General features: G+C 72.4%; 14 protein-coding genes. 11 read left to right on the forward strand and 3 right to left on the reverse strand.

Features of this window, described 5'->3' with window-relative positions:
* Window positions 1-82 precede the first annotated feature (82 nt).
* The 7 genes from BJ999_RS39590 to BJ999_RS43900 all read left to right on the forward strand — a co-directional run bounded on the left by BJ999_RS39590 (window position 83) and on the right by BJ999_RS43900 (window position 9,545).
* Entirely contained in the window at window positions 83-958 is an 876-nt protein-coding gene (locus BJ999_RS39590; protein ID WP_179837965.1) for a VOC family protein, read from the forward strand.
* Complete coding sequence (locus BJ999_RS39595; RefSeq protein WP_179837966.1) at window positions 955-2,322, forward strand: carboxylesterase/lipase family protein; 1,368 nt, start codon at window positions 955-957, stop codon at window positions 2,320-2,322. Before BJ999_RS39590 ends, BJ999_RS39595 begins: the two co-directional genes overlap by 4 nt.
* Window positions 2,323-2,820: 498 nt before the next feature.
* The gene (locus BJ999_RS39600) at window positions 2,821-3,192 is read left to right on the forward strand and encodes a DurN family substrate-assisted peptide maturase (protein ID WP_179837967.1); all 372 of its coding nucleotides are present in this window, start codon (window positions 2,821-2,823) and stop codon (window positions 3,190-3,192) included.
* 24 nt (window positions 3,193-3,216) lie between these two features.
* Window positions 3,217-3,456 carry a cinnamycin family lantibiotic gene (locus BJ999_RS39605; protein ID WP_089310450.1) on the forward strand — a complete coding sequence of 80 codons (240 nt, stop codon included), beginning with the start codon at window positions 3,217-3,219 and terminating at the stop codon, window positions 3,454-3,456.
* A 126-nt stretch (window positions 3,457-3,582) separates the two neighbouring features.
* The gene (locus BJ999_RS39610; RefSeq protein WP_179837968.1) at window positions 3,583-6,777 is read left to right on the forward strand and encodes a type 2 lanthipeptide synthetase LanM family protein; all 3,195 of its coding nucleotides are present in this window, start codon (window positions 3,583-3,585) and stop codon (window positions 6,775-6,777) included.
* Window positions 6,778-6,792: 15 nt separating this feature from the next.
* The gene (locus tag BJ999_RS39615; protein ID WP_179837969.1) at window positions 6,793-7,701 is read left to right on the forward strand and encodes a Nif11-like leader peptide family natural product precursor; all 909 of its coding nucleotides are present in this window, start codon (window positions 6,793-6,795) and stop codon (window positions 7,699-7,701) included.
* Window positions 7,698-9,545 carry an ATP-binding cassette domain-containing protein gene (locus BJ999_RS43900; protein ID WP_308427175.1) on the forward strand — a complete coding sequence of 616 codons (1,848 nt, stop codon included), beginning with the start codon at window positions 7,698-7,700 and terminating at the stop codon, window positions 9,543-9,545. Before BJ999_RS39615 ends, BJ999_RS43900 begins: the two co-directional genes overlap by 4 nt.
* Window positions 9,546-9,583: 38 nt before the next feature.
* Here BJ999_RS43900 and BJ999_RS39630 read toward each other — a convergent pair whose 3' ends face one another.
* Together BJ999_RS39630 and BJ999_RS39635 are read right to left on the reverse strand one after the other, a co-directional pair.
* The gene (locus BJ999_RS39630) at window positions 9,584-9,871 is read right to left on the reverse strand and encodes a MerR family transcriptional regulator (RefSeq protein WP_229810083.1); all 288 of its coding nucleotides are present in this window, start codon (window positions 9,869-9,871) and stop codon (window positions 9,584-9,586) included.
* 822 nt (window positions 9,872-10,693) lie between these two features.
* Window positions 10,694-10,981: a hypothetical protein gene (locus BJ999_RS39635; protein ID WP_179837970.1), complete on the reverse strand. Its 288-nt coding sequence runs from the start codon at window positions 10,979-10,981 to the stop codon at window positions 10,694-10,696.
* 439 nt (window positions 10,982-11,420) lie between these two features.
* On the opposite strand from BJ999_RS39635, the gene BJ999_RS39640 reads away from it, so the two are divergent.
* Together BJ999_RS39640 and BJ999_RS39645 are read left to right on the forward strand one after the other, a co-directional pair.
* On the forward strand, window positions 11,421-11,792 hold the full coding sequence (locus BJ999_RS39640; RefSeq protein ID WP_179837971.1) for an STAS domain-containing protein: 372 nt from the start codon (window positions 11,421-11,423) through the stop codon (window positions 11,790-11,792).
* A gap of 44 nt (window positions 11,793-11,836) precedes the next feature.
* Entirely contained in the window at window positions 11,837-12,430 is a 594-nt protein-coding gene (locus tag BJ999_RS39645) for a GAF domain-containing protein (protein ID WP_179837972.1), read from the forward strand.
* A 126-nt stretch (window positions 12,431-12,556) separates the two neighbouring features.
* Here BJ999_RS39645 and BJ999_RS39650 read toward each other — a convergent pair whose 3' ends face one another.
* The gene (locus BJ999_RS39650) at window positions 12,557-12,784 is read right to left on the reverse strand and encodes a hypothetical protein (RefSeq protein ID WP_179837973.1); all 228 of its coding nucleotides are present in this window, start codon (window positions 12,782-12,784) and stop codon (window positions 12,557-12,559) included.
* A 266-nt stretch (window positions 12,785-13,050) separates the two neighbouring features.
* Here BJ999_RS39650 and BJ999_RS39655 point away from each other — a divergent pair, with 266 nt between their 5' ends.
* Window positions 13,051-13,254 (forward strand): cold-shock protein, encoded by a 204-nt coding sequence (locus BJ999_RS39655; protein WP_179837974.1) that lies wholly within the window; start codon window positions 13,051-13,053, stop codon window positions 13,252-13,254.
* Between the two features lie 219 nt (window positions 13,255-13,473).
* Complete coding sequence (locus BJ999_RS39660) at window positions 13,474-14,898, forward strand: DEAD/DEAH box helicase (RefSeq protein WP_179837975.1); 1,425 nt, start codon at window positions 13,474-13,476, stop codon at window positions 14,896-14,898.
* Window positions 14,899-14,923: the final 25 nt, after the last annotated feature.

The raw sequence follows: 14,923 nt of genomic DNA on the forward strand, positions 1-14,923 counted from the left end.
AAGATCGTACGTCGGTGTCGGATCACGGCGTTCGGGGTGCTCTCCGGTGACGTGGCCCGGACGGGTGCCGCAGCATCGGCGCATGACCCACGACATCCATGGTCTCCACCACACCGGCATCGTCGTCCGCGATCTCGGCTTGCTGGAGCGCACCTACATCTCGCTCGGCTTCACCCTGAGCCCCCGCTCCCGGCACCTGCTGAACGAGCGCCCCGGGAAGCCACCGGTTCCCGGCTGCACCGCCAACCGGTGCGCCCTCTTCGGCGGGGCCTACATCGAACTGCTGGGCATCGTGGACGAATCCGCGCCCGACCCCTGGCATACCAAGGCGATGGTCGACCAGTACGAGGGGTTCCGGCTGCTCAACTTCGACACCGACGACGCGGAGGCGGCGGACCGGCGGCTGACCGGCGCCGGGCTGCGCACCTCCGGCGTCCTGGACCTGGAACGCGACGTCGACACCGAGGAGGGGACCCGCACCATGCGCGCCCGCGCCGTGCACCTCGACCCGCGTTCGACGCCCGAGGGCTACGTCGGAATCGCCCAGCACCTCACCCGCGAGTACGTGCACCAGCCGCGCTACCTGCGCCACCCCAACGGCGCGCGGGCTCTGGAGGCGGTACTGATCGTGGTCGACGACGCCGGTCTCGACGCGGTCGTGTCCCGGTACGCCGCCATCCTGCAGACCTCGCCCGTGCGACGGGGGCATCTCACGGTGGTGGAGCTGGCGGAGGGCCGCCTCGAACTCGTCCGCGCCTCGGACGCGGAACGGGCACTGCCCGGAGAGCCCGTCCCGGCCGCGTCCTATCCGGCCGCCATGACCATCGCGGTCGACGACCTCGCCGCCGCGCGCACGCTCGTCGAGAACGGCGGGACCGCCACCCGAACGGTCGGCGGCGGGTTCTTCGTCTCCGCCCGGGACGCCGGCGGCGCGGGCTTGACCTTCACCGCCCGATGATCGTCGAAATGGCCGCGGGCCGGGTGCGCGGCGTCTCCGAGGGGCCGCTCACCGCGTTCCGCGGCATTCCCTACGCCCGTGCCGACCGCTTCGCCGCACCCGGGCCGGTGCGGCCCTGGCCCGGGGTGCGGAACGCCTCCGCACCGGGTCCGGCCGCCCCGCAACCCGCGTCCCGCCTCGAACGCGTGATGGGCGGCTTCCAGGCCGCCCAGTCGGAGGAGAAGTGCCTGACACTGAACGTGTGGGCGCCTCCCGGCGATGGCCATCCGGTGCTCGTCTTCCTGCACGGCGGCGGCTTCACCAGCGGCTCGGGCGGGCTGGACTGGTACGGCGGGGGGGAACTGGCCGCTCAGGGAGACCTGGTGGTCGTGACCCTCAACTACCGCTTGGGCGTGCTCGGCTTCCTGCGCCTCCCCGGGCTGAGCGAGGGGAACCTGGGACTGCTCGACCAGCTCGCCGCGCTCCGCTGGGTACGCGACAACGTCGCCGCCTTCGGCGGTGATCCAGGCAAGGTGACGGTGGCCGGCCAGTCGGCGGGCGCCCAGTCGATCCTGGCGCTGCTGTCCGGTGGTCGTGCCCACGGGCTGTTCGGGCGCGCGATCCTGCAGAGCACGCCCGCGGGCATGCTCCCCGATTCGCCGGACGAGGCCGAACGGACCGGTGCCCTCCTGCTGGACGAACTCGGCGTCGAACCCGGACAGGCCGCACGGCTCGTGGACCTCCCCGTCTCCGGCCTGCTGGCCGCCCACGGCGCCGTGGCCCGCCGCACCGCCGCACCGCTCAGTGCCGTGCCGCCGTTCCAGCTCGTCGCCGACGGCGACCTGGTGGCGGCCGACCCGGTGGCAGAGGTCGGCCGGCGCGCCGCGGGCGGCGTCCAGCTGATGATGGGCACCACGCGCGATGAGGCGGCGGCGTTCTACGCCCTCGACGACCAGGTGGCGGCGCTCGGTCCCGACGAACTCGCGCGCATCGCCGCCCACTGGTTCGGCGACCCCGGCCGCGCGGCGCCGGAAGGCCGGACGGCCGCCCGGATCGCCATCGACCTCGCCACCGACCAGATGTTCCGTGAACCCACGCTCCGCCTGGCGGAGTCACTCACCGGCAACGGCGCCGCGCCCTGGCTCTACCGCTTCGACTGGCACCCACCGCACAGCCCCTACGGCGCGTGCCACTGCATCGACCTGCCTTTCGTCCTCGGCACCCCGGGTGCCTGGCGTGACGCGCCCATGCTCGACGGCGCCCCGCCGGCCGGCCTCGTCCGCGAGGTACGCCGCCACTGGACCGGCTTCGTCCGCCAAGGCGACCCCGGCTGGGCCGCGGGCACCACTCACCACTTCACGGACGAGCCCGCCGGCCGCACGTAAGAGCAGACCGTCGTCCCCGTTCTCTTCGACGGTCATCGCCGACTGCCCCGACCGCGTCCGCCAGATCATGGCCGATCGCGGCATGCGGCTGCCCAGGGCGTATCAGCCGCGCTGACGGTCGCCCCCATCGCTCCGGAGGCGGCGGACTTTCCTCCATTCCGCCGATCGGGTGTGCGCGCCGCCGGTGGACCTCCCCGATGGACGAGGCACCGGGATGCGGAAGGGTGCCCGGGGGGAACTGAAAGCTGGCCGTGGCGGTCAGGTGGGGTACTCGCATAGCGGGCGAGAAGGTTTCAATCGGTCGTCGAATTGCTTCGTTCTCCCGATATCGACGGGTCGGTGCGCCGGCTTTCTTCCATTGACCGGCCCGGCACCCCTTGTTATGGTCACTCTGCGTGAAAGATTGCGTACACAGAGTTTCCTGACGTCCGTCCCGCGGGCCGCCGAATCGCGACGAAGAATGGCGCGCCGGCGGCCGGGAGCGCAAGGAGGTGAGCCGTGAGGTCTGGCCCGAAGCCACCCAGCGACCTGACGAAGCACAAGGGCATCGAGACCGTCCGCCAGATCCAGTTCCTGATGGTCCTGTGCTCGGTGCTGCCGCCGGACGGAAAGGCGCGCGAGATGCTCAGGCTCGCGCTCGACGTCAGCAACGAGGAGTTCCCGGACGGTGTCGAGCCGATTCACGATCTCCACCCGCAGGCCACCAAGACCTGGCTCGAGTTCTTCTGGACTCGGGTCGGCATTTCCCCCGAGGAAAGGGAGTTGATCGACTGGCAGAACGACAAGCCGAGCATGGACATCGCCGTCGAAGAGCTCCAGGAGGCCGAGCGCAGACTCGGCATCAGGCTGGCGCCTCGAACGGTCGAGTGAACAGCAACGAACCAGGAGGAAGAAATGTCACCCAGCACGATTCTGCGGCACGCCGCCGCCGACGCCGACGTCCGCACGGAACTGCTCGCCGGAGCGGGACGGTTCGGTGTGCCCGCCGCCGCCGTCCCCGCCGCCGTCGCGCAGCCCGACACCGCCTCGCTGGGCTACTGGACCGAGGGCGTCGCCGCCGTCGACGCCTACGCCTGCGCGTCCACGTGCAGCTCGGGGCCGTTCACCTTCGCGTGCGACGGCAGCACCAAGTAGCGCCTCCGCGTTAGCGCCCGGCCTCGCGCCGGGCGCGCGGAACACCGATGGGCCGAAGCCATCGGCCCATCACCTCCGACCTTCCCCCACAGGCGAGACTGTCCCACAGGCGAGGAGCCCGCCCGCGTGAAGCCGACCTTTCCCGTGGACCTCGCGGCCCGGGCCGCGAACCTGTCCGAGCGGATCCAGATCGTGTCCGCCCTCGGCCCGCCGTCCGGCGCGGAGCCGCTGGAGGCCTTCGACGCCTGGAGGATCGACCGGCTGGCCGCCAAGCTGGCCGCCAAGTTCGGCGCGGAGACCAGCCCCCGGTCGGAGCGGCACACGGAAGAGTCGCTGCGCGAGACCCTGCGGGCCTATCGCGCGCACGAGCTCGGCCTCACCGACCCCGAAGGCCGTCTGGGCCGGATGCTGGCGGACCTCCACCGAGGCTGGCTGCCGGTCTACCGGGAGACGCTGGACGGGTTCGACCCCGGCGACGAGGCGTTCGCGGCGGCGGACTGGCGCTCGGACGAGGTCTACCACGGCCGGCTCGCCACCGCCTGCGAGCCCTTCCTGGTGGAGCTCGGCCGCCGGCTGACCAGCGCGATCGACGGCGGCGGGCCCGCGGTCCGCGTCGACTCCCGGCTGGTGGCCGACTTCCAGGCCTACCTGCTCGACCGGTTCGAGCTGGCGCTGGCCTGGGCGGTGGAGACCGACGCGAAGGTGCACTGCCGGCTGCACGGGATCGACCCGGCGAGCGCGACCCACGACGACTACCTCGCCTACCTCGACAAGACGTTCGCCGACACCGACGCCTATCACCGCTTCTACCTGGAGTTCCCCCTGCTCGGCCGCTGGCTCGCCCAGACGACCGGGCAGCTCGCCGAGCACGGCGCCCAGATGGTCGGCAGGCTCCGCGACGACGCCGCCGAGCTGTCCGAGTCGTTCTTCGGGCGGCCCGTCGCGGCGGTGCGGACCGCGCGGCTCGGCCGTTCCGACCACCACGCCGGGGGCCGCAGCGTCGCGATCGTCGAGGTCGAGCTCGCGGACGGCGCGCAGGAGTCCGTGGTCTACAAGCCCCGCGGCCTGGAGGGCGAGGCCGGGTTCCAGGGGCTGCTGGCGCGGCTGCGCGCCGACGGCGTCCTCGACTATGCCGAGCGGGCCGTGCTCCGGAGGGACGGCTACGGCTTCGAGGCGCTGATCCCGCCGGGACGCAACCGGGTCGCCACCCGGGAGGAGGCCGAGCGCGTCTACGCCGAACTCGGCGGCTACCTGGCGATCTTCTATGTGCTGGGCGGCGGCGACCTGCACTTCGAGAACGTCCTCATCGCGGACGGCCACGCCTTCATCTGCGACTGCGAGACGGTGCTCGGAGCCCTGCCCAAGGGGTGGCCGCGCCCGTCGGGGACGCTGATGGACTCGGTCTTCAGGACCGGACTGATCGAGTGGCCGAGGAGCGGCGCGGCACCCGAGGGCGAGATGCGGATCAGCGGGTACACCGGCGGCGGCGGTTACGAGATGCCGATGCCGGTGCCGCAGGTCGACCGCCTGCAGTCCTTCGCGTCGTCCGTCAGCTACCGCGAAGGAGTGCGGGTCGACCCGGGGGCCGCCAACCGGATCTTCGTCGGCGAGGAGCTGACGCACGCCGAGGAGTTCGTCGACGCCATCGGGACCGGTTTCGACCGGGTCTACGAGTGGTTCCGGCGGCGGCCCGACGAGGCGATCGCCTGCGTCCGCGAGCTGTTCTCCGGTTCGGGCGTCCGCTTCGTCAACTGGAGCACCCAGGTCTACTCGCAGCTGCTCGCGGCGGCCCTGCACCCGCGGTGCCTGCTGGAGCCGCTGGAGGCCGACCTGCTGATCGAGACCGTCCGCACCTTCCCGCGCAAGTGGGACCAGGACGCGGCCCTCCCCGGCTGGGAGGTCGCGTCGATGTGGCGCCGGGACGTTCCGCTGTTCAGCGTCGAGGCGGGCGGCACCGCGCTCGTCCACGACCACGTGTCCCGGGTCGGGGCGGATCTGGAGACGAGCCCGCTCGACCACGCCGCGTCCCGGATCAGGGGCCTGTCCGCGCGGAACCGCGCGCAGCAGCGCCAGTACATCGCCGCCGGGCTGTCCGGCGGCGACGTCACGAGCGCCGACTTCGCCGAGACGTGCGTCGAGCGCGCGGCCGCGCTCGGGGAGCAGCTCTGCGCGATGCTCCGCGCACCGGACGCGCCCGCCCCCTGGACGTCCTTCGTGATCGCCCCCGACGGGCGGAACGAGGTCGACATCGAGGGCGACCTCTACAACGGCTCGGGCGGCATCGCCCTGTTCCTGGCCTACCTCGACGCCCTCGACCCGCGTCCCGAGTTCCGCGCGGCGGCTCGGCGGGCGCTGGACCACGCCGTCGCCACCTGGGAACGGCAGCGCATCGGGGCCTTCACGGGGCTCGGCGGCATGGTCTACGTCCTCACGCACCTGTACCGCCTCTGGGGTGAGCGCGCCCTGCTCGACCGCGCCCTCGAACTGGGCGACGAGCTGGCCGGACGCATCGACGGCGACCGCCACCTGGACGTCTTCCACGGCGCCGCCGGGCTCATCCCGGTGATGATCGGCCTGGCCGGCGTCGCGGACGGACGAGGCCTGGAGCAGGCGCACCACTGCGCCGCGCATCTGCTGTGCCGCGCGGAGGCCGAGGGCGACGCCCTGTCCTGGCCCGGCTCCGACCTCGGTGCTTCCGGAGCCAACCTGACCGGCCTGTCCCACGGCGCCGGCGGCGTCGGCTGGGCACTGATCACGCTGGGCCGGCTCACCGACCGCGCCGAGTACGTCTCGGCCGGACGGCGGGCCTTCGCCTACGAGGCCCTCCACTTCGACCAGAGCGCGCAGGACTGGTACGACCTGCGCGAGTTCCCCGGCGGGATGCTCTGGGAGGGACGCCACTACGCCAACGCCTGGTGCAACGGCGCGGCGGGCATCGGGCTGAGCCGCATCCAGAGCTGGGCGGCGCTCGGCAAGGACGACGACTCGGTGCTGACCGAGGCCAGGAGCGCGCTGACGGCGACGATGCGCAACTTCCCGCGCCTGATGAACGACTCGCTGTGCCATGGCCGGTCCGGCAACGCCGAACTGTTCCTGCGGTTCGCGCTGCTGGCGGACGAGCCCGCGTTCCGCCTGGAGGCCAACGTCCAGGTGCAGGCGCAGTGGCGCAACCTGGAGGACGCTCCGCCCGCGTCCGCCACCGGGTTCTTCCCCGGGCTGATGCTCGGCATGTCCGGCTTCGGAATGCACTTCCTGCGGCTGGCCCATCCGGAGCGGGTCCCCTCGGCGCTCCTCCTGGACCCTCCGCCCGCGTCGATCTGAGGAGTGATCTCCCCCATGTCCGTCGAATCCTGCGCGGCGTTCCTGCGGTACGCCCTCCGCGACACCGGGATCAGGCAGCAGATGAAGGCCATGACCGCGGTCGCGGAGATGATCCGCCTCGGCCGGGCGCACGGCTACCTGTTCGACGCCCGGGACCTCGCGGCTGCGTCGTCCTCGCCGGACTTCTCCGAGGCCGCGCCCAGAGCGGCGTCCGAGAAGGCGGCGTCCGGCCCGCAGGCACCCGCGCCCGCCACGGCCGAACCGACCGCGTTCTACCACTACGAGTACGACATGGCGGACCTTCCCGGGTTCGACGCCGTCCTCGAACAACTGCCGGCGCTGAAGATCAAGCCGTCCACGGTCGACCTCGCGGAGTTCGACGCCGAGTTCCGCGCGGACGACCTGCGCTCCACGTCGCTGGCCCCGAACGGCGCGGAGTACCACCGGTGGCGCGCGGCGCCGGCCACCCGGCGCAGGCGCGACTTCCACCTCGTCAACCTGGACTCCCACACCGACCACGCGGACTACGAGGCCTACTACGCGGCCAAGATCCGGCTGGTCGACGCGCTGGAGAAGGTCTTCGGCGGCGAGGTCCGGCTGTCCGGCAACCTGTGGTACCCGCCGTCCAGCTACCGGCTGTGGCACACCAACGAGGACCAGCCGGGCTGGCGCATGTACCTGATCGACTTCGACGAGGGGTTCCCCGACGCCGAGCACACCTCGTTCTTCCGGTACCAGCACCCGGAGACCGACGAGCTGGTCACCCTGCGGGAACGCCCGAAACTGGCGCGCTTCTTCAAGGTGGAGCAGGACCCGGACCGGCTGTTCTGGCACTGCATCGTCAACCCCACCCCCCGGCACCGGTGGAGCTTCGGCTGCCACGTCCCCGACACCTGGCTCGGCGCCATCGCGGGCCGGTCGTGACGGCGCGTCCCGCCACCGCCGCGCCCGCCGGGCCCGGCGCGGTCGCACCCGCCGGGGCGACGCCCGCGATCAGGGCGGTCGGGCTGCGCAAGCGGTACCCCGGCGTCGAGGCGGTGGCCGGGCTCGACCTGACGATCCCGCCCGGCGAGAGCTTCGGATTCCTCGGGCCCAACGGGGCGGGCAAGACCACCACGATCGCGATGCTGTGCACGCTGGCGGTCCCGACGTCCGGCCGGATCGAGATCGCCGGCCACGACACGCGGACCGATTCCGCCGCGGCACGCCGCCGCATCGGGCTGATCTTCCAGGAGTCCACCCTGGACGTCCAGCTGACCGCGGCCGAGAACCTGAGGTTCCACGCCGATTTGTACAACGTCCCGTCCGGCCAGGTGGAGGCGCGCGTCGAGGAGACGCTCGCCCTGGTAGGGCTGACCGGCTGCCGCGACCGCGTCGTGCACACCTTCTCCGGCGGAATGCGCCGCCGCCTGGAGATCGCCCGCGCGCTGCTGCACCGCCCGCAGATCCTCTTCCTGGACGAGCCGACGATCGGGCTCGACCCGAACGCCCGCGCCCAGGTCTGGCGCCACCTGCGGCACGTGTGCGAGACCGAGTCCGTCACCCTCTTCCTGACCACCCACCACCTCGAAGAGGCCGAGCAGTGCGACCGCATCGCGATCATCGACGCGGGCCGGATCGTCGCGCAGGGCAGCCCCGCCGAGCTGAAGTCGGTCCTCGGCGCCGACCGGGTGGAGCTGCGCACCGGCGACGACGCGACCGCGGCGCAGCTGATCGCCGAGCGCCTCGGCCTGGAGGTGACCCGCGACCGCCACGGGCTTCGTTTCCAGGTCCCCGAGGGGGCACGGGTGCTGCCCCGGCTGCTCACCGAGCTCGACGTCCCCGTGTACGAGGCGCGGGTCACCCCGCCCAGCCTGGACGACGTCTTCCTGCACCACACCGGGCACCGGATCCGCGACGAGGCCCCACCCGAGCCGTCCGCCTGCCCGATGCGGGTCCCGTCGGCGTCCGAGCCGGGCAAGGGCGGGCTCCGGGCCGAACTGCGCGCCATGGGGATGGTGTGGCGGCGCGAGATGCTGCACTTCCGGCGGGACCGCGTCGGAGCCGCCATCTCCCTCGTGCAGCCGCTGATCTTCCTGTTCATCCTCGGCATCGGCCTGTCGAACCTGATGCCCGGGCCCAACGGTGACGCCTACCAGCTCTTCCTCTTCTCGGGCGCGCTGGTGACGGCCGCGCAGGGACCCGCGCTCGCCACCGGCACCTCGATCATGTGGGACCGGCAGGGCGGCTTCCTGCGCGAGATGCTCGCGGGCCCCGTCAGCCGCGCGTCCCTGCTGATCGGCAAATGCCTCGGCGGCACCACGGTGGCCACCTGCCAGGCCGCCATCCTCCTCGCCACCGCCGCCCCGGTCGGCGTCCCCCTCGACGGCGTCCTGATCGCCCTCCTGCTGGGCGAACTGGTCCTGGTCTCACTGGCCATGACCGTCCTGAGCGTCCTGCTGTCGACCATCCTGCGCCGCCCGCAGACCTTCGGCACCGTCCTGACCGTGATCATGGCCCCGATGGTGTTCCTGTCCGGCGCGTTCTTCCCGCTGAGCGCGATGCCCGTCTGGATGAAGGCCCTGGCACTGGCGAACCCGCTGACCTACGCCGTCGACGTGATGCGCCGCACCATCACGGCCTACCTACCGGACGCCCCGCACCACCTGTTCCAACCGCTGGCCCTGGGCTCCTGGCACCCGCCGCTCCTCCTCGAATGCGCCCTGATGGCCGCCCTGACGACAGCCGCCCTGTCCTATGCCGCCCACCGCTTCACCCGCCTCCCCTGACGCCCCGCACAAGAACGGCGGGATCTCGGCGGGCGCCTTCACTGACCAGGCGGACGGGACGTCCCGCCTTCCGAACGGTCCTGCCGCAGTCGGGCGTTGATGCGCTGGGCCTCGGCGAGTTGGTCTTCGAGGATGATGATGCGGCAGGCCGCCTCCAGGGCGGTGCCCTGGTCGACCAGATCGCGGGCGCGCTGCGCCAGGCGCAGCTGGTAGCGGGAGTAGCGCCGATGCCCGCCGGACGAGCGCTGCGGAACGATCAGCCGGGAGGTGTCCAGGCTGCGCAGGAACGCCGGGGTCACGCCCAGCATCTCGGCGGCGCGGCCCATGCTGTAGGCCGGATAGTCCTCGTCGTCGAACTTGCCTTCGAGCGCGGCGGAGTCGTCTTGCGCGGCCGCCTGCGGTCGCTGCTGGTCGGGCTGGTCGGGCTGGTCGCCGGTCTGGGCCATGTGGGGTGCTTTCACAAAACCTTCCGTACTGCCGTGGCATCGGCAGGCGGCGACGGCAGGGGGCCCCGGCGCCATACTGCGGCGCCGGGGCCCAGAGGTACAACACCACCTACCGGCTCTGATGAGCCGGTCTTCCGCGTAGGCCGCCCGACTGCGGGCGGGGACGCGGGGATCGCGTATGCGTGACCGTAGACCACCGTCCAATCCGGGGAACTGCGGTACCCGCGCGGCGTGACTGGAGCCTGCTGCGGGCGATCCCGATGGCGCCGATCTCTCCTTTCCTCGACATCACTACCTGTACTACGTGTTCCAGTACTGCGTACTTCTTGTTCTCCACTACTGACGGTGACTTTCCCGCCACCGGTCCGACCGGCTGCCGAGGCCCCTTGCACTGCGCTGGCCCCGGCACGCCCGGCCGGCGTCATCCATACCCTCCGGCAGTTCGTCCTCTGCCGCTTCTCATGGATTCGTCTCTCTTCGATGGAAGGAACACTACCCGGTGCCGATCCGAAAATCTACTCCGATCACTACAGAGTTTCGTAGATCACAGGTCTTGGTTCTCCTCCGTCGGCCGAGAGTGCCCCGGCCACCGCGGACAGGCAGAGGGCAGGCCGGGGCCGCCGGCCCTGAGAGTCCGCCGCTGTGGCCCCGCACCCTGCGGAAAGGCTCCGCCCCTACTACCCGCGCGCAGGGGTGGGAGACCTAGAGGCTCTCGCTCGTCCAGCGCCACGCGCCGTTCTCATGCCGAGCGCGGACCAGTTGCGTACCGCTGGAGTCCGCCAGCTCGGCGACCAGCCGGATCAACTGGCGGTGGAAGTCGGCGGGCGGGCGGGTTCCGCCCGGCGTGCCCTCCAGGAGCGTCACGCTGACCTTCGCCTCGTCCCGGAGCTGCACGGTCAACCGGCCCGTCCTGTCCATGCGGAGGATCACTATCGCGTCGGCACGGATCAGGTCGTCACCCTCGGCGGCGGAGATCCACACTTCGCTCATGAGCGTCCCCTGCCCGGATCGAGGGCCCCGTACGCCCGGCGTCCCCCTTCCGTGCGCTCCACGCCCTCATCGAGGCTCGCGGACGCGGCCCCACCGGCGTCGCAGCTGATCAGCGAGGTGCCGCTCGGCCCCGCCGCCCCGGTCGCCGTCCGGCGAGAGGAGCGGTCGCCGGACTCCGGCGGGGTCGGGCCGGAGGGCGTAGACTCTGGGTGAGCTAGGGGTTCTCGATGCGGGCGGCCAAGCCGGCGTCCCCCTGGTTTCCGATGATCGGTCTCCCTGAGGCCAGACAGGCCGGCGCGCATGACGCCGCTCCACCGTCCCTCTCGAACGCGGACGCCCGTTCTCGGCGCCGGCCCTGCCGCCCACCAGGGCCGCGGTGCGGCGTCCACGGGTCTTTGAGCGGTCCCGGCCACACGCACACTCCTGATCGGAGCCCCAGATGCATACCGCAGGCACCGCCTCCCCCGAGGCCGGGCTGCGCCGCGAAGCGCTCACGGAACACACCGTCATCACCATCACCGGCGATCTCGACATCGCCTCCGCGCCGTCCCTGCGCGGGCCCCTGGAGACCGCGCTGCGGGACGCGGGCCCCCTCGTGGTCATCGACCTGTCCGAGGTGACGTTCTGTGACGCGGCCGGGCTTGCTCTGCTCACCGGCGCCCGCCGCGTCGCGGAACCGGAGGGCGTCACGCTCGTCCTCGCCGCTCCCCGCCCGCACATGGTCAGGCTCCTGCGGGTCAGCGGCCTGGCCCGGGTCTTCGCCGTCCGCCCCACCGTCGATGCCGCGCACATCCGATCGGCCGCGGCCTGAGCACGCGGCCCGGCCCGGACGGAGCGGGAGGACGGGATGACGACATGACGGGCGACCCGGGATCGATCGGGTGGGGCGCCGCCGGAGCCGCACCGAGCGATGCGGACCGTCGGCGCCTCGCGGCCACGTTCGAGCTGATGAGCGCGGTGGTCCTGGAGGGGACCGACGTGCCGGGCATGCTGGCCCTCGTGGCGGCGCACGCCCGGGAACTGGCGCACGTCCCGCTGGCGTTCGTCGCCCTGCCCGGCGAGGACGGCAACACGCTGCGGGTCGAGGTCGCGGACGGCCCCGGCGGCGACCGGATACGCGGGCTGACGGTGCGGCGGGGCCGGTCCATGCTCGGCCGGGCGTTCACATCGCGCCGGGCCGTGTCCGCGCGGATCGCCGCCGACCAGACGCTCACCGGCCTTCCGGCCGGTCCCATCCTGATCCTGCCCCTGGAGACGGGGGAGGCCACCCGGGGAGTGCTCGCCGTCCTCGGACGGGTCGGAGCGGAGCCCTTCGGCCCGGCGACCGCGCGCCAGATGCTCCTGTTCTCCGACATGGCCGCCCGGCTGATCGAGGTGGCCGGGGCCCGCCATCCGGGCGCCTCGCCGGGAGTCGCCGAGTCGACCCTGCGACCGCAGTCGTCGGGCTGACGCCGACGCGGCCGCGGCGCCTTCGCCGCTAGGGGATCGGCCTCCGGGGGCCTGTCCGGGCCCGGCCGGCGGCGCTCGCCCGCCCCGTGGATTCGGGCTGTGCCGCGCCGGGTCCCCGGCGGTCTTTCAGAGCCTGAAAAGCTTCGTGAACGGTGAGAGGATCTTTACTTTCCGTGTCCCGAAGTCGACCAGGACGGCGTTGCCCGGCTCGACCTCCAGGACGCGCCCGAGCCCGTACTTGTCGTGCGTGACCTGGTCGTCGAGGGTGAACTCCTTGGCCGGCGGAGCGGCGGGCGGGGGTTTGAAGGGGCTGGTGGGCAGGTGTCGCCGTCGGGCGGGGCCGGTGGGTTTCATTACCTCATTATGCGCGTACCGGGCGGTTCCCTGAAGCCTTCTCGCGGACCGGCTGGTAAATTCTCGCGACAGGCGCCCCCCCTGATCCGCCCGGCGAATCCTGTGGTACCGTAGTTCCCAGTTGCGGTTCCCATAGACATGTGCGTGCGCCTGTTGGATCTGACCTCAGGCGCACTTTTGTTTTTTCTGGATCTTCCGGATGGGCCATCGCGGCGTCTTCGTCCGCACACGGTGTGCGGACGGGGCACACCCTGAAGGAGACGATCATGGCCACCGGTACCGTCAAGTGGTTCAACGCGGAAAAGGGCTTCGGCTTCATCGAGCAGGACGGCGGCGGCGCCGACGTCTTCGCCCACTACTCCAACATCGCGGCCCAGGGCTTCCGTGAGCTCCAGGAAGGCCAGAAGGTGACGTTCGACATCACCCAGGGCCAGAAGGGCCTGCAGGCGGAGAACATCGTTCCCGCCTGATCTCGGCGTAGGCGGTGCGCGGTCCCGAGGGCCGCGCACCGCAATGCTGTCCGGGCACCTGATCCGCGCCCCTCGTCTCTCCCGGTCCACGGCGGAAACCCCCGCTGGACCGCTCCCGGTTCGTTCTTGAGAATCCTCCACCCGGACTCCTGCCGAGTCCGCGTTGCCGCATGACGGAGCACTTCCCTGACACGCACCGCTCTCAAGGAAGGCTTCACCATGCCCCGCGCCCCCCGATCGAGCGGCCGAGGTTCCCGGCCTCGTCCCGCCCGCCGTCCGGCGGACGGGCGAAGGCCCGACGCCAAGGCCACGCCTCCGGCCGCGGTCCAGGCCACGCCGGCGGCGCCCGCCGTCGCGTCGTTCGCCGAACTGCCGTTGCCGGCCCCGCTCCTGGACACGCTGGGCCGCCAGGGCGTGACCGCGCCGTTCCCCATCCAGGCCGCCGCCCTCCCGAACGCCCTCGCAGGACGGGACGTCCTCGGCCGGGGACGCACCGGGTCGGGCAAGACGCTCACGTTCGGCCTCGCGCTCCTCGCCCGCACCGCCGGGCACCGCGCCCAGCCCCGCCGTCCCCTCGCCCTGGTCCTGGTCCCCACCCGGGAGCTCGCCCAGCAGGTCACCGGCGCGCTCGAACCGTACGCGGACGCCGTGGACCTGCGGATGACCACCGTGGTCGGCGGCCTGCCGATCGCGCGCCAGGCGAACGCGCTCGCACGGGGCGTCGACGTCCTCATCGCCACGCCCGGGCGGCTCGCCGACCTGATCGAGCGCGGCGACTGCCGGCTCGGCGACGTGCGGATCACGGTGCTGGACGAGGCCGACCAGATGACCGACCTCGGCTTCCTGCCGCAGGTCACCCGGCTCCTGGAGCAGACGCCGCCCGACGGGCAGCGGATGCTGTTCTCGGCCACGCTCGACGGCGGCGTCGACCGGCTCGTCCGCCGGTTCCTCAGCGACCCGGTCACCCACTCGGTCGACCCGCCGGCCGGCGCGGTCACCGCCATGGAGCACCACCTGCTGCACGTCACCGACACCGACAAGCACGAGACGACCGTGCACATCGCGGCCCGCGAGAGCCGCGTCATCATGTTCGTCGGCAAGAAGCACGCCGCGGACCGCCTCGTCCGCAAGCTGACCGCCCGCGGGATCAGCGCCGCCGCGATGCACGGCGGCAAGACGCAGTCGCAGCGCAACCGCGCGCTGGACGGCTTCCACCGCAAGGACGTCACCGTGCTGGTCGCCACCAACGTCGCCGCCCGCGGCATCCACATCGACGAGCTCGACCTGGTCGTCAACGTCGATCCGCCCGCCGACCACAAGGACTACCTCCACCGCGGCGGCCGCACCGCCCGCGCCGGGAACGCCGGAACCGTGGTCACCCTCGTCCTGCCCGAGCAGCGCCGCGAGATGGACGACATGATGGCCAAGGCGGGCATCACCCCCCGTTCCGCCCGCGTGCGCCCCGGCGATGCCGACCTCGCCCGCATCACCGGCGCCCGCCCGCCGGCCCGCGCCGCCGCCGCCCCGAACACCGCCCCGGCCCGCAAGCCGCGTCCCGCCGCCTCCGGCTCCCAGCGCGGGAACTCCCACGCCGCCGCCCCCTCGCGCAGGCCGCGGCGGCGAGCGTCCTCCCTCAACAGCTGACCCGAGCCGCCCGAGCTTCGTCGGC

The sequence above is a fragment of the Actinomadura citrea genome (assembly GCF_013409045.1).
In the GTDB taxonomy this organism is placed as follows: Bacteria; Actinomycetota; Actinomycetes; order Streptosporangiales; family Streptosporangiaceae; genus Spirillospora; species Spirillospora citrea.